This window comes from uncultured Methanobrevibacter sp. (assembly GCF_937906425.1).
GTDB lineage: Archaea > Methanobacteriota > Methanobacteria > Methanobacteriales > Methanobacteriaceae > Methanobrevibacter.
In genome coordinates, this window is sequence record NZ_CALCYR010000051.1 from 1 (window position 1) to 26,346 (window position 26,346).

Genomic DNA, 26,346 nt, shown 5'->3' on the forward strand with positions numbered 1-26,346 from the left:
GATGCACCCTATGTGAAGTTCAAAGTGTGGACGGAGAACGGGACCGCTTATGTGGACTTTGCGTTTGCGGCGGTGTGTGAGAAGTTGATCGAGTTCTGCGTGGAGGCGGAGCGGTCGGGACTTTTGACGTTTGAGAAGAGTATTATTGTGCTTTACGATATGTTCGGGTTCCGGAAGGATGAGTTTGACCGGCTGAACAATGAAGATAAATACTTGCGGACGATGAATGATGTATCCGCCAGTACGAAGGATGGCATCATTGATTATGTGGTGGGGAAAAGCGTGGTGGATGTGGGATCCTGCATGAGATTTTTGAAGGAGAATTTACCGGAACCATGTTTTATGCAGATAAAGAGGCGTCATTTGATCTGCCTGAATTTGTCAGCGAATGGATGCATGATCAGGATACAGGAACGGAATAGAGAGTGGATGGAGGTGCCTGGCTATGACCAAGAAAGAAGTCAGAGACGCGGTCAAACAGAAAAGAGAGCAGCTGTCTGAAGCATCCTATGCGCTAAGCAGCAGCGAAATCACGGATCGTCTGATCAAAAATCTGGAATTTGATGATTATGATGATTTGGATCAATTCAATGAATTTGATGATGATCTGGATGATTTTGATGAAATTCTGGATATAGGTTCCACTCCTAGGGAGGAAATCGATATTTTTGATGAAAGGCAAATTCAATCTGATTTTCCCTATGACAGGAATGCTGTGGAGATACATGTTTCCACCCAATTGACTTCCATACTTATTGTTGAATTTTTGGATAATCTGCCTTCACTTAAAAGAATTACCTGTCCAAAAAGTATCTATGATAGAATTCCTGATAAGTATATTGAGGCTTTAAAGGATGTAGGCATAAGTGTTGAGATAAAATATAATTGGGGAAGGAAGAAATATTCAAAAGAGCTAATAAATGATGTAATCGATTATTTTAATCAAGGAAAACGCAGTGAAGAAGTGGCAGAAATATTGGATATGTCCTTAAGTGAAATAAATTATTTAAAGTCCAAATATTCTGATAGAATAAAAATAACTCATTATAAAAAGAAATATGATGATGAGTTAAGGGAAGAGATCAAATCCTTAAAGGCAGATGGTTTAAAGGCTAAAGAAATTTCTGAAATTAAGGGAATTCCTGTCAGATCTGTTTATTATATTTTGAATAAAAAATAATTTGAACATTTTTTTACTATTTTTAACACTTTTATTTATTTTTTTTATTTTCATTGCTTTTTTTTTATTTTCATTGCTTTTTTTTTATTTTCATTGCTTTTTTTATTTCTTTGTTTATTATTTAATCTATATTTTCTTTATTTTGTTTATTATTTATATGTATTTTTATTATTTTGTTTATTTTTATGATATTCATTTTTAAGTTTTTTTTTAATTTTTTAATAAAACTCTTTAATTTTTCTTTATTTTCTTGATTGATTATCAAATTTTCTTATTTTTTCAACTGTCTTTTTTATTTTTTGTAATTTTTAAGAATGCTTTTCTTAATTTAGTCAATGTTTTATTCATTATTTTTTCATTTTTCATATTGTTCAATATCATTAATTGTTTAGTGTTTTAAGATTTAAATCTATTAAATCAATTTAATTTTTTTTAAAATTTTTTGATTTTTTCATTTTTTTTAAAAAAATCAATTTTTAAAAATTTAAAAATTTTTGTTGAATATTGTTCATTTTTTTTAGTTTTTTTATTATAATTTTTAAACATAATATTATTTTTTCTCATTTTTTTCTCATTTTGTTTATTTTTTTTCATATAAAGTTTATATAATAGTTTTTATAAAAATATAGATTAATATAAACTATCGAATGGATTATATTGTAAATAAAACTTGATATTCCCTTTATTTTTAATTTTAATTATATGGGAGTCTAATTAGGATAAATAAAGAATTCATGTAAATGTTTCAATTAATCTAAAAATTATTATATGCTTTTTATTGGTGGAAAATGGGAGTCTTCTTCATTGATTTAAGCTTTACTTAGTTTATGTTTATCTGTTATACATTTGTTTATTTAAAAAAAATATTTATTGATTTATAACTTAAAATTAAAGAGCGATATTAATTTCAAGTAGTTTTAAATCAATAAATGGCTTTTAGAGATTTATGGGAGTTTTTTTCTAAAAGAAATTAAAAAATGTTGTTTAAAAGATTTATGCTCGAATTTAGTGAATTTAATTGCAAAATGTCTAAATTTTATGGATTTTTATATAAAATTGTTAAAAATTTAGCATTCTTGATTAGAAAATTATCTGAATTGGAATATGTAATTATTCTTTAAATCAGATTTGATCATTATCCAATTTATAATTAAAAATTTTAATTGTCTAAAATTTGGCATAAAATTAAAATGAGTAATTTAGACTGGTATTTAAGTTAAATAATCTTCAATGCTTTTTTTTAATTTAAATGGTGGTTTAAATTCTGTAAAAGATTTGTTGAATGATTTGGATTATATGGTTATTATAATTTAATTAAATGGATTGGTTTTAATCTTCTTTCGATTAATAAAATTCATGATTAGGTTTAGATTGTATAATTTGGGTGTGAAGTGGTTTAAATGAGATATGATTTGGAAAAATTTGATATAAAAATATCTATTATGCGATTTAGATTCTTTAAAATTCTTAAATCATTTGAAGTATTTAATTCGCTATTTAATTTGGCATAATTGCTTAAGACTTTTAAATTGTATGTGAGGATTTAGTTTTTAAGGTATAGGCAGTTTTAATGCAATTATTTGATTAAATATTTTAAGATATTTCTTATCGTGAAAGTTTTAATTTATTGAAATTTTTAATGTATTTGTCTTGAAATTTTTAATTCATAAATTATTTCAAATGCTTTGATGTATTTAAGGTGCGAAAAGTTTTAAATCGTATAAAATGGGATTTATTCAAGTTATATGGTTTAAACTTTAATTATATTTTTAAAATCGAATTATATGGTTTAGGAAAGAAGATATTTTTATTATGAAAATTGATTTTTTGCTTAACTCTATATAAAAATGGATTTTTAGACAATTTAGACAAATTTGGGATTTTTAAAAATTTTTGTTTAGATTTTTGTGATTAACTTAATAATGATGGAATTTTATTAAAATTCAAAATAATGTTAAGTGAAGAATTGATTGAAAAAACAAGGGATTGTATTTAATAATTAAAGGTGTTTATTAAGAATTTATTAAAGTTTTTTAAAGGTTTAATTTAATTTTCAGAGAGGATTGTCTCTTTTAGTTTATTCTCTTTTTTCTTAAGTAAAAATATTATTTAAGGAAAATTCTTTAAGGAAAAGTCTTATTTAGGAAAAGTCTTTAACTAAGTCTTATTTAGTAAAAGTCTTATTTAAAAAACTTAGTTAAGGAAAATTCTTTAAGGAAAAGTCTTATTTAAGTAAAAACCTTATCTCTTCTATTAATTCAATGCTTTAATTAATAAAAGTATTTTCTTCTTGTTTTTTGTTAAATGTTAAAATTTAATTAAATTTTTATAAATGGAGGTAAAATGATGAATAAAAAGACATTTCTAATAATAGGAGTATTAATTTGTCTTTTATTTACTATACCTATGGTATCAGCTGCAAGTGCTGATGCCGATAATGATTTGCTGATTGAATCAGAATCAATTTCCGATGCAATTTCAATGGATGATATTGAGACAGTCACTTCCGGTGATGACATTATTTTAACAGAGGAAATTTCTGATTCCAATGATAAAAACAATACTTTAAATGAAAGAAATAATGATAATAATATCAATCAAAAATCCAAGACAGGATCAAATTTAGCTTCCAATATTCTTGGTGCAGATGGTGATGGAACCTTTACTGACTTGCAAAATTTAATAAATGAGAATATTGACGGTTCCATTACTTTGGATAAAGATTATATTTTTACTGCCGGCACTGATAATGGATTGGTGGACGGTATTCAAATTACAGGTCAAATAAGCATCAATGGTAATAATAAGACTATTGACGGTAATAATTTGGCAAGAATATTTAATATAAGTGGTAAAGGGGTTGAAATTGATAATCTGAACTTTATAAACGGAAAATCTAATTTAGGTGGAGCTGTTTACTATGATGTGACAATCACTCAAGCAAGTGATGTTTTACGTTTATCCAACTCCAGCTTTATAAACAACACTGCAAATGAAGATGGTGGTGCATTTTATATTGTTACTCCCCTTTTATTCACTAATGTAAGTTTCATAGATAACAGCGCTGGCCATGAGGGTGGTGCTGTTTATGTATATACTACAGGTAGCCATAATCCTATAGTCGGCTTAACATTTATCAATAACTCTGCCCAATACGGTGGGGCCGTCTATTTCTATGGCAGCATGTTAAACCTTCAAAACATTTTCGCTGAAAATAACACTGCAAGCAATGACGGCGGAGTATTTTTCGCACATGGTAACTCACTTTATCTTACAAATGCTACCTTCAATAACAATAAGGCTTTAGGTGACAGCTCTGATGGTGGGGCTGTATACTTTGATGGAAACAGTAATGACAGTATAATCAGGAATTGCAGCTTTACAAATAACTTTGCAGGTAAAAATGGTGGAGCTATCAACTGGCATGCCGGTGCATTTTTCGGTGAGCTTTATAATTCCACTTTCTTAAACAACACTGCAAACCGTAGTGGAGGTGCTGTCTACTGGAGTGGTGACAATGGTACCATTGAAAACTGTACTTTTGAAAACAACTCCGCCAAAGGTCTCGTTCATGATGAAGGAGATATGGGTGAAGGTGATATTCAGCTTAATGGTGGTGACGGTGGTGCTATCATATGGACAGGATCTGTTGGTATTGTTAGAAACTGTAACTTTACAAATAACTCTGCATTTAACCGTGGAGGTGCAATCTATATCCAAGGTGTTGATGGAGGTTATTGTGAAAACACCACAATAATTAACTCTCACTTTACAAGAAATTATGCTGGCCTCAATGGTGGTGCAGTCGACTGGCATACCGGTACAAGAAATGGTACTGTAATTAATTCCACATTTTATAATAACTCCGCAGCACGTAGTGGTGGTGCTATATATTGGAATGGTTATATTGGTAATATTACCGGATCTGATTTTGCAAATAACAGCGCAAATGGAACTAGTTTAACTAATTTGGGAGGTTTATATTTCACTACTGGTGGTAATGGTGGAGCTGTAATTATTACAGGTAGTAATATTACTATTACCTATTCTAACTTTACAAATAACACTGCATTTGCTCGTGGTGGAGGTATATACCTACAAAGAAATGAAAACACTACAATTATCAATGCTACATTTGAAAACAACACTGCAGGTACTAATGGAGGAGCTTTGGACTTCTTCGAAGGTGCCCATTACGGTAAAATTATTAACTCCAGTTTTATTAATAACACTGCTAAAAGAAGTGGTGGTGGGGTATATTGGAATGGTGAAAATGGTACAATTAATGGTACTGTTTTCAGAGATAATATTGCTCTAGGGGAAGCAGAAGATGAAAAAGGATATGGTGGTGACGGTGGTGCTATCATATGGACAGGTTCAAATGGTATTATTGAAAATACCACTTTCATAAACAACAGTGCAATCTATAATGCAAGTTCCAAATCAGGTGGTCGCGGTGGAGCGATTTATCTTCAGAGAACAAATAATGACGCTCACTGTGAAAACACTTCAGTTGTAGGCTGTATCTTTGAGGCAAATAAGGCAGGCCTTAATGGTGGTGCTATTGACTGGTATGAAGGTGCAGTAAACGGTTCCATCCTAAACTCCAGATTTGTTGAAAATGTGGCAAATCGTAGTGGTGGTGCTGTATACTGGAATGGTGAAAACGGTACAATCAACGGTACCAATTTCACAGCTAACGTTGCACAAGGCATTATAAGGGATGATGATGAAAACCAAACTGGTGGTGACGGAGGTGCAATCATATGGACCGGTCACTATGGTGACCTTGATCACTGTTACTTTATAAATAACACTGCTAATCGTCGTGGTGGTGCCGTATACCTTAAAAACAGTGAATATGCTAATTTCAATGACACATATTTCTATAACAATACTGCAGGTACCAATGGTGGTGCTATCGATTGGCTTGAAGGTGCTATCAACGGTATACTTGCAAACTCAACATTCGAAAACAATACAGCAAATCGTAGTGGCGGTGCTGTATATTGGAATGGTCACAATGGTACAATATCCAACACTATCTTTAGAAACAATGATGCTCTTGGTTTAACTGAAGAGACAGGCAGAGATAAAGGTGGTGACGGTGGTGCAATCATTTGGACAGGTTCTGAAGGTACAGTTGAGTATTGTACATTCGAATTTAATGATGCTGCTCGTCGTGGTGGAGCAATTTACCTTCAAAAGGCTGCTGATGATGCCTATTGTGAAAACACCACTGTAAACAATTGTACATTTTCAGATAACACTGCAGGTACCAATGGTGGTGCTATTGATTGGTTTTAAGGTGCTCATTATGGAACAGTTGCAAATTCCACATTTACAAGAAACTATGCAAATATTGAAGGTGGAGCTATCTACTGGAATGGTATAAACGGTACAATCTCAAATTCAGTATTTGATTCAAACAATGCAAGTCATGCTCCAGCTGAGGGTGAGGTAATCGAAACAGATTATTCTGATGGTGGAGCTATAATGTGGAAAGGATCCAACGGTTTAATAGAATATTCCAATTTCACCAACAACCATGCTAACAGTGGTCGTGGCGGAGCTGTATACCTTGCAGACAATGAAAACGGTACTGTTGTAGGATGTAATTTCTCCAGCAATTATGCTTATACCAATGGTGGTGCTGTAGATTGGCACGAAGGTGCTCAAAATGGGGCTTTAATTAATTCCACATTTGAAAGCAATGTGGCTGGCCGTAGTGGTGGTGCTGTATACTGGAACGGTCACAACGGTACAATCAACGGAACCAATTTCACCTTCAACAAGGCAATGGGTGAGCATAAGACTACAGGTCAGGAAGATGGTGGAGATGGTGGAGCAGTTATTTGGACAGGTTCCTACGGTGATGTAAATGACTGCGATTTTACCAATAACACCGCTTCAAGACGTGGAGGAGCAATATACCTACAGAAAAATGTGCATGATGAAGATTACTGTATGAACACTTCAGTATCCACTTCCACATTTATAAATAACACTGCAGGTACCAATGGTGGTGCTATTGACTGGTTTGAAGGTGCTGTAAACGGTAAGGTAATCAATTCCACATTTGAAAACAACACTGCATTGGACGGTAATGGAGGATCTATCTTTTGGAATGGTGTTAACGGTACCATAGATGGATGTAACTTTACAAGCAACAAGGCTATAGGCCAAGTTATTCCAGGAAAGGGCAGTCAATCCAGAGGTGGAGCTGTATTTGTAAACGGTACAAATTCCACAATCGCAAATTCAACATTCCAATTTAACTATGCTGGAAACAACGGTAGTGCAATTGTATTTGAAAACAGTTACAATGGTAAGGTTCTTTACTCCAATTTCACAAACAACACTGCAGGATTAAATGCAGGTGCAATATGCTTTGCTGAAGGTGCTTTGTATGGTGAAATCATCGGTTCCAATTTTATCAACAACACTGCAAACGGTTCTGCCGGTGCAATTGGATTCCAGGGAAGTTTCGGTATTGTATCCAATTCAAGCTTTATAAATAACACCGCTTTAGGTCAAAGAGGAAACGATACAGGTAGAGGCGCTTCTGTTGTAATCTTAGGTAACAGTACACAATTTTCAAACTGTAGCTTTGAAGGAGGAATTTCCTATAATGAAGGTTCAGCTATTTACATCAGAGGTAACAACGCTACAATAGCTGATTCTAACTTTACAAAAAATCAGGCTATCTCATCTACAAGGACAGATTCCTCTACAGGTGAGGACTACTACACAAGCGGTTCAGGTACCATTAACATTAACGGTAACAATGCAAGCATAATCAGCTGTAAGTTTGATGAGAATAACGCTACATATATGGCTGGTGCAATTTACATTTCAGGTGCAAATGCCAGCTTGAATCTTTGTAATTTCACCAATAACTATGCAGACAATGACGGTGGAGCATTATATATTACCGGTGAAAACGCCACCTTGGCAAATTCCACATTTACAAACAACACTGCAGGTGACGACGGTGGAGCGGTTAACTGGATTGGAGATTACGGTAGATTATATAATGTGTCTGCTGATTTGAATAGGGGTCTAAGCATATTCAAGAATAATCACCAGTCCAATTCAAAGGGTGGAAGTTTCATTATTCAAAGTAATTACCTTACTGCAGACATTTTTAACATTACAAACAGTTATGCTGAGCAATTGGCCGGCGGTTTATTCCTTACAGGTAATTATGTAAACCTAAGCAATATCTACTTTGAAAACTGTACCACCAATTCAACAGTAGGCTATGAAGGCAACCACAGTGGCGGAGCAATGAACATTGTAGGTAATCATACCAGAATCATAAACGCTACAATTGAGAATTGTTTGGCTTACGAAGGTGGAGCTATCTACTGGGAAGGAAATGACGGTTATGTAGAGAATATTACAATAAGCAATTCTAATGCTACAGAGGATGGTGCAGGAATATACCTTACAGGTAATAATACCAACATAAGCGATATTGATGTTAATAATTGTATTGCAAAAACAGGTTCCGGTGGAGCGGTTTATATAAGTGGTATTGATGCCACCATTGATTACGGTAATTTTATAAACAACACTGCAAAGATAGATGGTGGTGCAATTTACTTAACCGACAATAAGGAAGGTTATATTTACCACGCTTACTTTGAAAACAATACTGCTGGAAGAAAAGGTGGAGCAATTAACTTCTATGCTGGAGCAGAGGACGGATTGGTCTCAAGCTGTGAATTTGTAGACAATATTGCAAATGCATCTGGTGGTGCTATCTACTGGGAAGGTACCAGAGGTGTTATTGAATATTCCAACTTTACTGGAAGTAGGGCAACAGGTACTAATACTGAAGGTACAGCTATTGTTCCTAATAATGGTAGAGGAGGATCTGTAATATGGTTAGGAGATCGTGGGGAAGTCAGAGAATGTAGTTTTAACGATTCACAGTCCAAAAATGAAGGTTCCGTTTTATACATTATAGGTGATGACTTTGCAGCATATAACTCTAATTTCACCAATTCACTTTCAATCGAAAAAAGCGGTACTGTGTATATTGAAGGTACCTATGCTAAAATAGGTGACTGTTATATGGATAACAACACAGTGAAGGAAAGAGGTGCAGGCATATTTGTTAAGGGTAACTTCATTTCAATTTCAGGCACTGCAATAAACAATTCCACTTCAGGAATTACAGGTTCAGCAGTTTATGTTGAAGGAAACAGGACTGAAATCAAGGATTCAATTATCTCAAACAACCATGCGAATGTAAGCGGTGCAATATATATTGCAGGTTCAAGGTCAACTGTAAGCAATGTTAATTTTGAAAATAACACTGCTACTGTAGCGGGTGCAGCTATTTACATTAATGGTAATGACACTCTTGTTACAAAATCCAATTTGACAAATAACTCAGCTTTCCAAGGTGGAGGAATTTATTATACCGGTCAAAGAATTACAATAAGCTATTCCAACTTTGACAGGAATTCCGTAAATGGAACAACTGCAGATACCAAGGGAGGTTCCATTTATATTGTAGGTAAAAGTGGAGACAGTATTATAGGATGTAATTTCACTGACAGTTATGCTTTAAGTTCCGGAGGTTCCATCTGTTGGGTAGGTGGTGGTGAAGGAGGATTAATCCAAAACTGTAGTTTCATCAATTCCACCACTGAAGGTATAAGCGGGGTTTCCGGTGCAGGTCACGGTGGTGCAATTGTTTGGGAAAGTAACTTGAATGGGCTTATTGACAATTGTACATTCATAGATTGTGTAGCTCAAAAAAGTAAAAATGCAGGTGCTATTTATATGGGTGTAAGCGGTAATCCTGCTGTAAATCCTACAATTTCCAATTGTCTTATTGTAAACTGTTCAAATGGTGAAAGAGGAGTAATAAACATTCACGGTATTAACGCTACACTTTACAATATTACCCTTGCAAATCTCAGTGGCGTGGCAACCAGTGATAAGGGATTCCATGCAATTGAGTTTGAAAATCTTATTACAGGCAGAATCGTCAATTGTACTTTTGAAAATATTACAGGTGATTATTCTGGAGGAGCCATTAAAATAGATGCCGGTTCCAACATAGTCATTGCAAACAACACATTCATTAATGTTAATGCTACCACTGATGGTGGGGCTATCTATTCCACTGATGTTTCGGGTGAACAGGTTTTAGAAAACAACACATTCATTAATGCCCATGCCCAAAATGGAGGTGCAATCTACTTTAAGAATATGATTACATCATTCAAGAACAATACATTTGTAAACAATTCCCTTTTCTCAAGTTCCGGTAGAGGTGGAGCAGTTTATTTGCTTGCTGAAGGAATTGTCATAGATAATTCAACTTTCATCAACAACACTGGAGCATTTCAGGGCGGTGCCATATTTTCAAGTAAACAAATCAGCCTTATCAATTCCTACTTTGAATCAAATATTGCAAATGGAGGTACAAGCAATATAAAAGGTGGTGTACTGTTTGTTGATGGTGGAGATGTCATTGTAGATAACTCTACATTCATAGCCAATTCTGCACTTCATTCAGGAGGTGCATTATATCTGAATAATATGAAGACTGTTTATGTAAGCAATTCCACATTTTTACATAATACTGCACCTGCTTATGATGGTGGTGCAATATATGCTGGTGCTGTCTACATTAATGAATCATCTCTATTCATGTATAATAACGCTAGCAGAGCATCAGCGATCTTTGCTAGATCCGCTTATATAAATGATACAATATTGCTTGAAAACCAGGCTCACTTTAGACAATGGGCAAATCAATACAATAAAATCAACAGCAGCCATGTTAATATTTCAGGTATATTCAGGGGAGAGGACACTCTATTAAATGCTATTTTATTGGAAAATGACAATTATGAGTTCCATAATCTTACTTACTGCGGAGTAAATGGAGAGCAAACCAATACGGATGAGGTCACTTCTGCTCGTTCATATAATGAGGTCTATCAATTGATCGTATTGGAGATTTATAATGATCAAAATGACTTGGTGGACACTATAGAACAGTACACAGATGCAAATGGTCGTTATACCTTTGACTTTGACTTGGCCGATGCTTCAAATTATGCATTTAAGGTATACCATCCAGAAGACAATTATTATACCTCTTCAGAATACACAATTTCAAAGGCATTGCCTATAATTGAGATTCAGCTTAATAACATTACACATCCGGAGGATGAGTTAATCAATTTCACAGTAAGCGGTACTGCAGGCACTCCACAAGGCAATTTGTCCATTGTAATCAATGATTCAAATGGAAATATCATTTATGAAGGCTTGCTTGGATTAAGTGATTTAGGAACTGCCCAATTAAATCTTGAAAGATTGAATGTAAGCCATTATAATGTTTCAGTAAGGTATAATGGGGATGAGAATTATATTCCTGTAAATACCAGTGGAGAATTTGATGTATATAGGGGAGAATCTTACCTTAATATAGACATTGATAATTACACATATAATGAAACTAGAAACATTACAATCTCAATGCCATTAGTTGAGGAAGGCATATTGACAGTTCTGCTAAGCAATGATGAATATTCTCAATTATACACATTCTATCTTGAAAATATGGATTCAGTTAAAATTGAGCTTGCCATACTTGATTCAAATGAGTATAATGTTTATGCCGTTTTCCGCGGTAATAATAATTACTATCCATGTGAGAATGAGACCAATTTCACAGTGTTCAAGGCTGCCTCAATCATAGATGTAAATGTTGAGGATGTTGTAGGCGGTCAAAGGGCTACTGCAGATATTCATGTGTCCCCTGAAATTGCAACTCAAACAGTTCGTTTGATCATTTATGATGAAGAGGGCAATGAATTGGAAAGATATGATGATTTGGGTTTAAGCAATTCAAGAGTTTCACAAATATTAAGCCTGCTTCCTAAGGGAAGCTATAACGCTACAGTATACTATGCTGGAGACAGGAATCATAAGGAATCTGAAAACTCCACACTTTTCAATGTAAGCAATGACCTTTTCCCAATTGATATTGAGGCCATTGACCTTATTTATGGTCAGGATCAAATCATTAACATCACTGTCCCTATTGGTGCGGATGCATCTAAATTATGGATTAAAGTGAACTGGACTGAAAATGATACATTAAGCAATTTGGGATACTCCTTTGTTGATGGATTAATACAGATTGACACTTCAAGTTTAGCAAATAGATTGGCTGTGGCAAACTACACAATTGATGTATACTATGAAGGTGATGAGAATTACCTTTCAAACAGCAGCGCTAAGGTCTTTGAGATTATCCCTGCAGATATTGAAATGACAATAAGTCCTCAAAACATTAGTTATGGATCAATTGAAAATATCACAATTGAAATTCCAATTTTAAGCGGAATTGGTCAAGATGAAGCACTAATCCTATATGTTAACAGTACAACTAATGAATCTATTCGATTTGAAATAGAAGATTATGACATTGACAGTGAGGGCAAGGCAGTTTGGAATATAAGTGAAAGCATTCTGCCTGCAGGTGATTATATCGTTGAAGCTGTCTATAAGGGCTCTTCAAATTATAATCCTGCAAATGGAACTGCGCTCTTTACAGTTTCAAAGGCAATGCCTTGGATTGAAATAGACTTAAACAATATCTATGTAGGTGAAAGTGAAATAATCAATATTACAGTTTATCCTAATGGCTTAAATGGTGTAACAGGCAATGTTACAATCTATGTAAGGGATAAGATTGAAACCCTTATCCTCAATGAAAGCTCAGAGGCCACTTTCACCCTTAATGATGAGATTGAAGGTACTGGCATAACTGTGGTTGTAAACTATGCCGGTGACAATAATTTCTATTCAGTGCAGAATTCAAGCCATTACAATGTAACTAAACAGAACACTACAATTACTGTTGATGCATTAAGTCCAATAAGCTATGGTACAATTGAAGACATTAATGCAAGTGTCAATTTCACTGATGCAAGCGGAACAATCATATTGTACATTAACAGTAGCATTGCCGGTTTCGATAATATTACCAAGGTATTTAACATTGGAGAAAATGATGGCGGAAAGGTAAATTGGGACATTGATGAATTGGTATTGGCTGTTGGAGAATATGATGTGATTGCAGTCTATTCAGGTGATAGAAAGTATAATAACAGTACTTCCCAGACAAAACTTATAGTTGTAAATCAAAACAGCAGCTATCAAATCAGTGTTGAGGCAAACAACACAGTCTATGGAGAAGATCAAATTATTATAGTAAGTCTTCCTGAAGATGCAAATGGTACAGTCACAATTGTGATTGAAGGATTTGACATAAGTTTAACAGCTAATGCAGAGGATGGTCATGCCCTATTTGTCATTCCTAGTGGGGAATATGATTATCTCTCAGTTCATGAGAATTATAAGGTGATTGCCACCTATAATGGTGACAGCAATTATGCAGCAGGAAATACTGCAGAAGATCTTTTCAATGTTACCAAGGCTGATGTTGATGAATCAAATAGGTTCATTTCAGCTGTCAATATCACTTATGGTGATGATGAGACAATCACTGTCACCTTAAATGAGCATAATATTATAGGAAATATTACAATTAGCATTAACGGCGTTGAGATTGAGACTAAGGAATTGGCTGATGGTAAGGCTGTATTTACAGTTCCTAATGACTTATTCTCCTTCTTGGAGGTTAATGAATATAATGTCATTGCCAATTACTCCGGTGATGCTAATTACAATGGATTTGCAGTGTCTGAGAATTTAAATGCTGATTTCACTGTTTCCAAGGCTAATGTTACTGTGACAGTTGATACTGAGAGCATTCCATTTAAGGAAACTGAAAATGTGAATATTGCTGTTGCTGGTGTAATTATTGATGCTTCTGCTTCTGGCGTGGCTAAATATAATTTAACAGGTAATGTGGTCATTTATGTTGATGGCATTGTAAATCAGACTGTAGCAATTGCTTCTGCTGATGAAAATGGCATATTGCACATTGCTATTGAAGGTTTGGCTGTAGGAAGCCATAATATAACTGCAAAATACTGTGATGATAGAAACTACAATGAAAAGAACAATACTGGAGAATTTGAAGTCCTTAATGCACTTCCTGAAAACATGGAAATTGCTGCTCAAAATATCACTTACCACATTCAAAATGAAAGCGTTTCAGTTGATTTGGGAGAGGTATTAAACGGAACTGTCCAATTGTTCATTAATGGCTTACCTGTTCAAAGAATTGGAGTTTTAGATAAATCTAGTGTTGAATTTGATCCTATATCTGATCTTGAAGTTGGAAATTACACAGCTAAAATTGTTTTTGCTGCAAATGATGATAGTGTGGAAGCAAGCCTAAACTTCACTGTTTCAAAGGCTCCTACCGTGATTGACATTATGGCTACAGACAGCACTTATGGAAAGACTCAAATCATTACTGTAAGTCTTGACAACACTGTCTCAGACAAGTTCAACTTAACAGGCAATGTAAGCATTAGAATTAATGGTGTGGATTACGGAAACAAGACTCTTGATACAAATGGTCAAGCTGTCTTTGAAGTGGATGGTCTTGAAGCAAGGGAAAACTATGAAGTCATTGCTTACTATTACAATGATTCAAACTATGAGGATAATAATACCAATAGGCTATTTGCAGTCAATAAGGCAGATGTGGAATTGGAAAATAGGGACATTTCAGCTGTCAATATCACTTATGGTGATGATGAGACAATCACTGTCACCTTAAATGAATATAATATTACCGGTAAAATAACAATTATAATTAACGATACCCTTATTGAAACTAAGGAATTGGCTAATGGTCAGGCTGTATTTACAGTTCCTAATGATTTCTTTGATTATCTTGAGGTAAACGGATACAATGTTATTGCAAATTACTCAGGTGATGTAAACTATAATGGATTTGATGCTGATGCAAATTTAAACACTGACTTTACTGTATCTCCAGCCAATTCAACTGTCAAGGTGGAAGCTATTCCATCCATTGTTTATGGAAATAATGAAACCCTTACAGTCACAGTTCCAATCAGAAACCATACCGGTACAATCACATTAACAATTAATGGCAGCGATTATAAATTCATTAAGCACTTGACTGCTGAGGATTCAGATTCAGTCACATTGAATGATCTAGGTGGTTTGGCTGTTGGAAGATATAATGTAAGCGTAAAATATGATGATGATAGAAACTACAATCCAAGTGAAGACAGTGTACTCTTTGAGGTAATCAAGGCAGTTCCACTTAATGTAGGTGTTGAGGCTCAAAACATTAGCTACACTGAAGATGAAATCATTACAGTCACTGTATTGGATGAAAATGCTACAGGTTCAATTAGAATTACTATTCCGGAAATTTCCTACACAGATACCAAGGATTTGGAATCTGGAATTGCTAAATTCAATATAAGCGGTCTTGTTGTTGCATATTACTCAGTAATAGCTAATTACTCCGGTGACGCTAACTACAGCAGTGCGGAAGTCTCCACTATCTTCCATGTTGATAAGGCAGCTTCCAATGTGGCTATTGAAGTGAATGATATTGTCTACAATGAGGTTGAGTATGCAAATATTAGTATTCCTAATTATAACGCTTCAGGTAGGGTAATCATTAAGATTGACGGCAATGATTATGCTGTTAGGAATTTGGATAATGAAACTCCTATAAATCTTGAAGTGGATGGATTGGCTGTAGGCGAACATTCAATTGAACTTGAATACTTCGATGATGACAATTATAATAAGAGCTTTGCAAGAGGATTGTTCAATGTTACCAAGGATGTTATTCCTGTTGATCCGACTGATGAGTCTTCTTTGATTGTTGTTCCTGAGGATATTGTTTATCTTGATGATGAGATTATTCTTGTTAGTGTTGGCGTCAATAACGCTACAGGTAATGTTACTGTTAAGATTAATGGCACTGATATTGTCCTTACTAAGAATATTACTGAGGATGGCGGTCAGTCTGTGTCTTTCAATGTTTCCGGTCTTGTTGTTGGCGAGTACAATGTTACTGTTGACTACACTGATGATGCTAACTATAAGGATGCTACAACAAGCGGCTTGTTCAATGTTGCTAAGGCTCCTTCTGCTGTTGAGATTGAAGTTGAGGACATTGTTTACTTGGATAATGAGACCATTAAGGTTACTGTTCCTATCATTAATGCTAGCGGCACTATTGTTGTTAAGGTGAACGGCTCCAAAGTAAATGAAACAAGCTTTAATGGTGTAGACAGTCCTTCTGTAACTCTTATTGTTCCTGGTCTTGCTGTCGGCGAGTATAATGTAACTGTTGAATACAGCAATGATGTAAACTATAATGATAGCGAGTCCAGTGCTTTGTTCAATGTTGCTAAGCGTAATATTACTGATGTTGAGGGCAAGGAAGGAATGACAGTTGTTCCTGCTAACATTACTTATCTTAACAATGAGACTGTTGTTGTAAGTATTGATGTTCCTAATGCTACAGGTATTGTTACTATAAAGATTAATGGCACTGATATTGAATTGAGCAAAAACATTGCTGAAGAGGGTAGCCAATCTATTAGTTTCACTGTTGAAGGTCTTGTTGTTGCTAACTACACTGTAACAGCTTATTACAGTGATGATGTTAACTATAATGATGCTGAGCTAAGCGCTAATTTCACTGTTGATAAGGCAGCTTCCAGTGTTGAATTGGAAGTGGCTAATCCAATAGTTTACAATGATAATGAGACTATTGCTGTAACTGTTCCTATCACTAATGCTAGCGGCACTCTTGTTGTTAAGGTGAATGGTTCCAAGGTTAATGAAACTAGATTTGATGGGGTAGACAGTCCTTCTGTAACTCTCATTGTTCCTGGCCTTGCTGTTGGCGAATACAATGTGACTGCTGAATACATTAATGATGTAAACTACAATGATAGTGAGTCAAGCGCTTTGTTCAATGTTACCAAGGCTGAAATTCCTGTTGATCCGGATAATGCGTCTTCATTGATTGTTGTTCCTGAGGATATTGTTTATCTTGATGATGAGATTATTCTTGTTAGTGTTGGCGTCAATAACGCTACAGGTAATGTTACTGTTAGGATTAATGGCACTGATATTGTCCTTACTAAGAATATTACTGAAGAGGGCAGTCAGTCTGTGACTTTCAATGTTTCCGGTCTTGTTGTTGGCGAGTACAATGTTACTGTTGACTATACAGATGATGCTAACTATAAGGACGCTACTACAAGCGGCTTGTTTAATGTTGCTAAGGCTCCTTCAGCTCTTGAAATTGAAGTTGAGGACATAATCTATGGTGCCAATGAAACAATTGCAATCAGTGTTCCTATCACTAATGCCAGCGGTACTATTGTTGTAAAAGTAAACGGTATTGAAATTAACAGAACAAGCTTTGATTCAGAGGATTTACCTCTAGTTGAAATCCTGATTGAAAAGCCTTCAGTCGCTCAGTACAATGTCAGTGTTGAATATATTGATGATGTAAACTATCTTGACAGCAATAATTCATCTATTTTCACTGTCTCTAAGGCAGATCCTAGTGAAGCAATGGATATTATTGCTACAAATGTTACATATGGCTCTGATGTAATCGTTAATGTAACAGTTCCTGCTGATGCCAGCGGAAACATTACAATCAGAATCAATGATTACACAGATACTATTGAAATCACAGCCGGTGAGACTATTGTAAGCTTTACAGTTCCTGATTTAGAGGTAAACAACTATGTTGTATACGCTAATTACTCAGGTGATGCCAATTACAATTCTGCTATTGTAAACACTCCATTCCATGTTGACAAGGCTGAATCACATATTTCAGTAATGGGCATTGACATAGTATATGGCGATGATGAGACAATTACTGTTGTAGTTTCTGACAAGAACGCTACTGGATTTGTAACAATTACAATCAATGGCACTGATGTTAATGAAACCAAGGCCATTGGTAACGGTACAGTTGAATTTACCATTAAAGACTTAGTTGTTGATGAATACAATATAACTGCACTTTACCATGATGACAGAAACTATCTTGACAGTGAGTCCAGCGGTATCTTTATCGTGTCAAGGGCTGCAGTTAAGGATATGAGCGTAAATCCGGTCAACATTAGCTATGGTGATAATGAAACAATAGTTGTAGAGATATTGGACAATAATCTAAGTGGAATTGTAACCATAAATGTAAACGGAAGCGAATACGGTCCTGTTGAAATTGAAAATGGAAGGGCTGAATTTATTGTTCCTGGTCTTGTTGTTGGTGATTATAATGTAATCGCCAGCTACTCCGGTGATGACAACTATAATGGAAGCACTGCAGAAAATACCTTTGTTGTTGAAAAGGCAAAACCTTCCGTATATGTTGTTGCTGCAAACATCGACTATGGTGATGATGAGTTAATTACTGTAATCGTTGATGGATTAAATTTAACAGGTAATGTAACAATTAAAGTAAATGGCAGTGAATATGAAACTAAAGATATTGATGAAAGAGGACGTGCAGTATTCAATATAAGCGGCCTTAATGCTGGTGAGTATGAGGCGGTTGCTGTCTATAATGGTGACGTTAACCACAAGACAAGTGATGGTCAAGATCCATTTAATGTCTCAAGAGTTGTTCCTGATTTGAATGTGACTGCTGAGGATATTGATTATGGTGATAATGAGACTATCACTGTCACTTTGCCTGAGGATGCTACCGGTACGGTTAATATTACTGTTGATAATGTGACTTATCCTGATGTTCCTATTGTTAATGGTACTGCGAGCGTTACTGTTCCGGGCATTGTTCCTGGTGAGCATAATGTGACTGTTGATTATCCTGGTGATGAGAATTATAATGCTACAAGCACTAATGAGAGCTTTACTGTGGATAAGGTCGCTCCTAGTATTGATATTGAGACTGAGGACATTGATTATGGTGCGGATGAGACTATTGCAGTTACTGTAAATCCTGTTGATGGTGGTGTTACTCCTACCGGTACCGTTAATATTACTGTTGCTGATAAGGATGGCAATGTTCTTGAGTTTAATGAGATTCCTTTGGTGAACGGTTCTGCTTCAATTGTTGTTCCTGGCTTGAGTGCTGGTGAATATGATGTTGATGTTGTCTATAATGGTGATGATAACTATCTTGAATCCAATGCTTCTGACGGCTTTGATGTTGCTAGAATAGTTCCTGATTTGGATCTTGCTGTTGAGGATATTGATTATGGTGATAATGAGACTATCACTGTCACTTTGCCTGAGGATGCTACCGGTACGGTTAATATTACTGTTGATAATGTGACTTATCCTGATGTTCCTATTGTTAATGGTACTGCGAGCGTTACTGTTCCGGGCATTGTTCCTGGTGAGCATAATGTGACTGTTGATTATCCTGGTGATGAGAATTATAATGCTACAAGCACTAATGAGAGTTTCACTGTGGATAAGGTCGCTCCTACAGTGGATTTAGACACCAAGGACATCAGTTATGGTGAGGATGAACCTATTGCAGTTACTGTAAATCCTGTTGAAGGCGGAGTTACTCCTACCGGTACAGTAAACATTACAGTAAATGGTGTGACCTACACAGACATTCCTTTGGTCAATGGAAGCGCCAGCATCAGTGTTCCTGATTTGGCTGCAGGCGAATATCCTGTTGAGATTGCTTATGGCGGAGATGATAATTACTTAGCATCTGAAGCTAATGGAAGCTTTGCTGTAAGTCAAATTATTCCTGAAATCGATCTTGAGTGTGAAAACATCACTTATGGTGACAATGAGACAATAACTGTAACAGTTCCTGAAAATGCTACCGGTACAGTTAACATTACCATTGATAATGTGACCTATCCTGATGTTCCTATTGAAAATGGCACTGCAATAATTACAGTTCCTAACATAACCGCAGGAGAGCACAATGTAACAGTTGAATATCCTGGTGATGAAAACTACACAGGATCCAACGTCACAACAAGCTTTACTGTGGACAAGGCAAATGCTGAAATGGACATTGATACAGAAAATATCACCTATGGTGAGGACGAAGGCATAACAGTTAGCTTAAGTCCTGTTGATGGCGGAATCACTCCTACAGGTACTGTTAACATAAGCGTTATCGATAAGGATGGTGTGAAACATCAATTTGTTGATGTGGCAATTGAGGATGGCAAGGCTATTATTGATGTCACTGATCTTGCTGCAGGCAATTACACAGTTGAAGCTGTATATTCCGGTGATGCTAATTACAATATAAATGAGCTTTCCTCTGAATTTGAGGTTGGAAAGGCAGTTCCTCACATTGAAATCCTTGTTGAGGATATCATCTATGGTGATGTTGAAGTGATTACAGTCACCTGTGATGCTCCTGGAACTGTTGATGTGATTGTAAACGGTGTAACAATAACTGTCTCACTTGATGAAGGATATGAAAAACGGGTATTTGCAAGCATTCTTCATGCATACAGTGGCAAGGCTACAATTGACCTTGTTAACTTGGCTGTTGGAACTTATCCTGCCATTGCACGCTACAACGGCAATGAGAATTACAGTTCAGTAAGTGACAATGACACATTCCACGTAATCCAGGCTCCTACTGTTACCAAGATTTCCGTTGAGGACATCAAGGTTGGAGAGGATGCAGTAATCAATGTGGAAGTGGATCATGATAGAGGTTCTGAAATAATCAACTCTAATATTACAGTCAGTCTTGATGGAAAAGATTACACTGTTGAAATCAGGGATGGCAAGGGAAGCCTGACTGTTTCTGACTTGTCTGCAGGTATTCATACCGTCAAGGCAGCATATCCTGGAAGTCACAACTACACTGAAAGTTCAAACCAAACAAACTTTACTGTGTCTAAAAACACTCCTGGCTTTGACATTAGCACTGAGGACATCAAGGTTGGAGAAAACGAAACCATTACTGTAACAGTTCCTGAAGATGCAACAGGAAATGTGACCATTACCATAGACGGTAAGGATTACACCGCTCCTGTTGAAAATGGAACAGCAGTATTTGTAATTCCTGGAATAAAGGCTGGTGAACATGATGTCAATGCGAGCTATAGCGGTGATGATAAGTACAGTCCTGCTAAAGGAAACTCAAGCTTTGATGTAAGCAAGGTCAAGCCAAGCATTGATGTGGATGCTCCTACAATCAAGGAAGGTGAAAATGGTACAATAGTCGTTACAGTTCCTGAAGATGCTACAGGTACAATTACCATTGAAGTAGATGGTAAAAACTACACAGCAACTATCAAGAATGCTAAGGCTGTATTCCATATTCCTGGATTGGATGCTGGAAAACATGGAATCAAGGTTTTCTACAGCGGTGATGACAAGTACTTGGCTTCATCAATTGATGGTGGAAATATTAATGTAATTGCTAAAGAGCACAAGCATGAGAAACTTCCTTCCAAGGCTGCTAAAGAGCATAAGGGAATCGACTTGGCAAGTAAAAACACTGGAAATCCAATACTTGTCTTGATGCTTGTATTGTTCGGATTAGTGATTATTCCATTTAAAAGATCTAAGGATGAGGATGAAGAAGAGGAAGATTAATTGGCTGTACCAAAGATATTTGTTTCTTTAAGGAAATTTTATTTCTTTAAGGAAAATTTATTTCTTAAATGAGATATTTATTCCTTAAATAGATTATTTTCCTTTTTTAAAAGAGGAACTTATTTTATTGGTTGTATGGTTAAGAATTGAATTTCTTTTCTCTTCTTTTTAAACTTTTTTAAATTTTTTAAATTTTAATTAATTTTTTCTATTTTTTTATTTTCATTTTTTTTACGTATTTTGCTTATTTTATTTATTTTATTTATTTTGCTTATTTTGCTTATTTTGGATTTTTTTATAATTTTTTTAAATTTTCATTGATTTTTTCCTGATTTTTTCCTGATTTTTTTCATGTAATTTTTTGATAAAAATTTTCTTTTAAAATATTTATATTTTTGATTAATTATTTTAATAGTTTATCACTTTATTTTAATTAAATTAATCGTAATTTTTATTTAATGAATCAAGATCTTATTTTATAAAAATTTTATTTTGTTGATACACATATATCCTTAGCAATTATCCATATTTTATATTTTTTTACCATTTTTATTTTAAAAATTTTATTTTTTTTCATTTTTTATTTTTTATTATTATATTTTTATTTTTTATTTTTTAGAATTTTTTTCATTTTTGTTTTTAGATTTGTGAGGAAGGGGTTTTTTTTGTTTTATGCTTTAAGTTTTTTGTCTTTATTATTTGTCTATTTTGATAAATGTCTTTTTCATTGAGTAAACTGCCAAAAATTTATAAATTTTAAAAAATAAATTTACTATTGGAAAAAAGGATTGGTACTATGTCTAATGGAAATGCAGCTACTAAAAAGAAGAAAAGAATATTTTACTTTGATGCTTTAAGGGCATTGGCTATTACTGCAGTTATTCTATTTCATTCTGCTGTTAGGATGAAATTTCATATATGGTCTTTTCATGGTGACTTATTCAACTTTAATTGGTTATACGGTGATTTCTTTTGGGCTTGCATGATTATAGGTGTGGATTTATTCCTAATGCTTTCAGGTGCACTGTCTCTTGGTAGGGATTGGTCCATTAAATCATTTTTAGGCAGGCGTCTTCCCCGCATCGTAGGTCCCTTTCTATTTTGGGCCATAAGCTTATGCAGTTTCATTGTACTTCTTCAATGGCAGTTTCCAGATTTATTGCAGGTGCTGGATTCATTCACTATAACTGAATATTTAAAGTTTATTTATAGTGCAATAATGTATAAATCTCCTTATTTTGCTCCTTATTGGTTCTTTTGGATGATTTTAGGTACTTATTTGATTATGCCAGTTTTTAATAAATGGTTATTGCATGCAGATTTAAAGGAAGCAGAATATTTCCTTGCAATCTGGTTAATTTCATGCTTGTTTGATTATACTTTAAACACTGCATTTCCCGTTAAGATATCCTATTTTGCCGGACCTATTGGCATGGTTGTTTTAGGATATTATTTAAGATATACTGACAGAAAGATATTTTCCAATTTGTATATTCCAATAATCCTGATTATTTTAGGAATGATTGGGGCATTGTACGGTTCTTATTTATATACTACACCTGATATATTATTTAAATTTGACAGATATTCAATATTCCTTGTGATGGAAGTTACAGGCGTATTTTTATTATACAGGAATTTGTCTAATGTGAATCTGAATATAGGCTTCTTTTCAAATCCTGATGGGATTTTTAGAAAATCAGTATTTTCCATTGCAAAATACAGTTATGGATTTTATTTGATTCATCAGGCCATTATGGATTTGATTATTAAGGCTTTAAAGTATTTTGATCTTTTTAATGGTTATAAATTGCTTTTATTGTTTATATTTGTATCCACATTCATGGTATCGTGGATAGTTATGGCTGCATTTAATAGAATTCCTTATGTTAATAGGGTTATAGGTGCTAAGTAGTCTAAGAATTTAAGTAATTTGTTTTAATATTAGTTTTTATTTGGAATTTTAAGTTTTATTAAATTAATTATTTATTTGTTTGGTGATTTGATGTCAAGTTTAATTTCAATTCCTAGTTTGCCATTGGTGGCAATTGCATTAATATGTGGGATTGTTTCATTTTTAAGTACTCGTTTGGTTATGCCATGGCTTATTCGCAAGCTTGAGGCTGCTGAGATAATTGGCAAGGATATTCATAAGTCCTCAAGACCTATTGTTGCAGAAATGGGAGGATTAGGTATTCTTTTCGGTTTTGTTGTAGGCATATTTATTGGAATTATATTGTTTCCAATACTCAGTTTTCAGCTTTCCATTGTGCTTGTAGTAATTCTTCTTGTAGGTTTAATAGGTGTTGTGGATGACTTGCTTGTATTGTCCTCAAAGGAAAAGCTATTTCTTCTCTTCTTGGCAGGTATTCCATTATGGTGGATTGCACCTCCAAATGTAGGGCTTTTGTATATGATTCTTATTCCTATTGCAGTTTCAATATCCTCAAACCTGACAAATATGCTTGCAGGATTGAATGGTATTGAATCAGGTCTTGGAGTTATTTCAATGACCTCACTTACAATCAGCTGTATCATCCTTGGAAAATATGATGTTGCAATAGTGAGCATGAGCATGCTTGGAACATTGATTGCATTTCTTTATTACAATAAGTATCCTGCAAAGGTTTTCCCTGGAGACACAGGTACTTTGATTATAGGTGCTGCAATTGCGGCAATTGCATTTATAGGCAGGGTAAAGCTTATAGCATTTATTGTATTGCTTCCAAACATCATTGATGCCGCTTTGAAGTTCTACAGTGCAGGGGTTATGGAAAGACAGCAACACAAGCCAACCCAATTGAATGAGGATGGAAAATTGGTAAGGCCTGAGCAGGGATTCAAGTCTTTAATCAGGTTTGTGTTAAGAAAACCTGTTGATGAAAGGACTGCAGTGATGATGATTTGGGGAATAGGTATTATTTTTGGAATAATTGGAATAATTGTTGCTATTTTAATGCCTGGAGTTACTCACGATCAGACATTGGCTCAATTCATGAACCTAAAAGAGTATTTTTATTATTTAGGCTTAATTTGATTTTTTAAGTTTAAATTTTAATTTTTTTATTTATTTTTTTCTTATTTTAATTTTTAATTTATTTTAAGCTTTTTATATTTTATTTTAAGTGTTTTTTATTTATTTTTTTCTTTTTTTAATTTTTAGTTTATTTTAATTTTTTATATTTTTTTTAAGCTTTTTATTTTCTTTTCATGCTTTTTTTAACTCCTTCTACAATTGCATTTCTGCTTTTTTTACACCCATTCTACATTTGCAGTTGTAAAACTGTATCTATTTGAGTATGCTGGATTAAACAGCCTGTTTGTAATGTTTTCGCTATTAAATGCATTTGTAATGCTTTTTCTTAAATTATAATTTATACGGTCTCCTGCAGATTCCCTTTCTTCCTTTGTTTTTATCTCTGGAGATGAAGCATAAACCTTTAATTGTAATCTTGTTTTATTGAAACTGTCCTTTCCTTTATTTGATTCAGTAATCTTTATTATTTTTATGTTCTTTTTATTTGTAAGGCTATATTTCTTATAGTCCTTTGAATAATTGTCATATGAGTCCTTTGGATAAATTGCCAATCCGTTTGATGAGATTCCTTCATAGGCTCCTTGTCTTGCAGCTTCCATTGCCAAATTCAACTCATAAGATTCAGAGACAGTGTTTGATAGGATTACTGCAAGTATTATTGTGAAACTTATTAGAAAGAGTAATTCTACTGAAATTTGGCCTTTGTCGTTTAGTTTTTTATAAATCATTTTATCTAATTCTTCTTATTCTGATTTTTTCTTTTCTTTTCAATTTCTTCTTATTCTGGTTTTTTCTTTTCTTATCAATTTCTTCTTATTTGTTTTTTTTCTTTTTTTTTATTTAATTTTTATTCATTTTAGTTATTGGAAATCTCTTCTATTAAAATTGAACTCTGATTTATAAGATGTGTTTGATTGTCATTTACAAGAGTTTTCTTGATTATGTAAGTGTTTCCCTTGAACAACTGTTTTCCATTGATTGTATTGTTATTCGAATCAACCATTTTTATTGGATTTATTTTGGACTTTCCTTTTTTATTGTTGAATTCAATAATAATTTCATTATTGTTTACTAAAATCGAGTAATGCTGATTGTTTATTGAATTTGGAAGGCTTATTTTCTTTTCAAATCCATAATTGTTTGAATTGACCTGATTTATGTCATTGGCAATGCTGTCAATTAAGATTCTTCCCTTTGAGTTTTCCTCTATCTGCATATTTCGTTCTATGTTTTGCTCAAGCAGAGGAAGATTTATGATTAATATGAATATGACAATTATTGAACAGAACAAGATTTCTATATTTATAATTCCTTTTGAATCCATGTTTGCTTATTTTCTTTTCATTATACTTAATGTTTTGCTAATATTTTAGTATAAATTTATTATTTCATTGTTATTTTTCATTTTTAGGAAAATATTGATTTTATTTAGTAAAATTAAAAAATTTTAGTAATTTTTAATTTATTTGTGAAAATTATTTTATTTAGTAAAATTAAAAAATTTTAGTGATTTTTAATTTGAGTGAAATTTTGATTTTATTTAGTAAAATTAAAAAATTTTAGTGATTTTTAATTTGAGTGAAATTTT

The 26,346-nt window shown here is 34.0% G+C and carries 7 protein-coding genes and 1 pseudogene; 6 read left to right on the forward strand and 2 right to left on the reverse strand.

The features are described 5' to 3' along the window. The 6 genes and pseudogenes from Q0138_RS01470 to Q0138_RS01495 all read left to right on the forward strand — a co-directional run. Positions 1 to 501, forward strand: a pseudogene (locus Q0138_RS01470) (hypothetical protein); the annotation flags it as partial. After that, positions 446 to 1,180: a hypothetical protein gene (locus tag Q0138_RS01475; protein ID WP_297979937.1), complete on the forward strand. Its 735-nt coding sequence runs from the start codon at positions 446 to 448 to the stop codon at positions 1,178 to 1,180. The pseudogene Q0138_RS01470 and the gene Q0138_RS01475, both read left to right, overlap by 56 nt. A 2,343-nt stretch (positions 1,181 to 3,523) precedes the next feature. Next, the gene (locus Q0138_RS01480; RefSeq protein WP_297979940.1) at positions 3,524 to 6,487 is read left to right on the forward strand and encodes a right-handed parallel beta-helix repeat-containing protein; all 2,964 of its coding nucleotides are present in this window, start codon (positions 3,524 to 3,526) and stop codon (positions 6,485 to 6,487) included. Between the two features lie 189 nt (positions 6,488 to 6,676). Beyond that, positions 6,677 to 21,721, forward strand: a complete 15,045-nt coding sequence (locus Q0138_RS01485; RefSeq protein ID WP_297979945.1) for an Ig-like domain repeat protein — start codon at positions 6,677 to 6,679, stop codon at positions 21,719 to 21,721. A 796-nt stretch (positions 21,722 to 22,517) separates the two neighbouring features. Beyond that, complete coding sequence (locus Q0138_RS01490; protein WP_297979948.1) at positions 22,518 to 23,636, forward strand: acyltransferase; 1,119 nt, start codon at positions 22,518 to 22,520, stop codon at positions 23,634 to 23,636. Between the two features lie 90 nt (positions 23,637 to 23,726). Then, positions 23,727 to 24,758: a multidrug transporter gene (locus tag Q0138_RS01495; RefSeq protein ID WP_297979951.1), complete on the forward strand. Its 1,032-nt coding sequence runs from the start codon at positions 23,727 to 23,729 to the stop codon at positions 24,756 to 24,758. Positions 24,759 to 24,973: 215 nt separating this feature from the next. On the opposite strand, the gene Q0138_RS01500 is transcribed toward Q0138_RS01495, so the two are convergent. Together Q0138_RS01500 and Q0138_RS01505 are read right to left on the reverse strand one after the other, a co-directional pair. Further along, positions 24,974 to 25,486 carry a hypothetical protein gene (locus Q0138_RS01500; protein ID WP_297979953.1) on the reverse strand — a complete coding sequence of 171 codons (513 nt, stop codon included), beginning with the start codon at positions 25,484 to 25,486 and terminating at the stop codon, positions 24,974 to 24,976. A 128-nt stretch (positions 25,487 to 25,614) separates the two neighbouring features. Then, on the reverse strand, positions 25,615 to 26,082 hold the full coding sequence (locus tag Q0138_RS01505) for a hypothetical protein (RefSeq protein ID WP_297979955.1): 468 nt from the start codon (positions 26,080 to 26,082) through the stop codon (positions 25,615 to 25,617). Between the last annotated feature and the right edge of the window lie 264 nt (positions 26,083 to 26,346).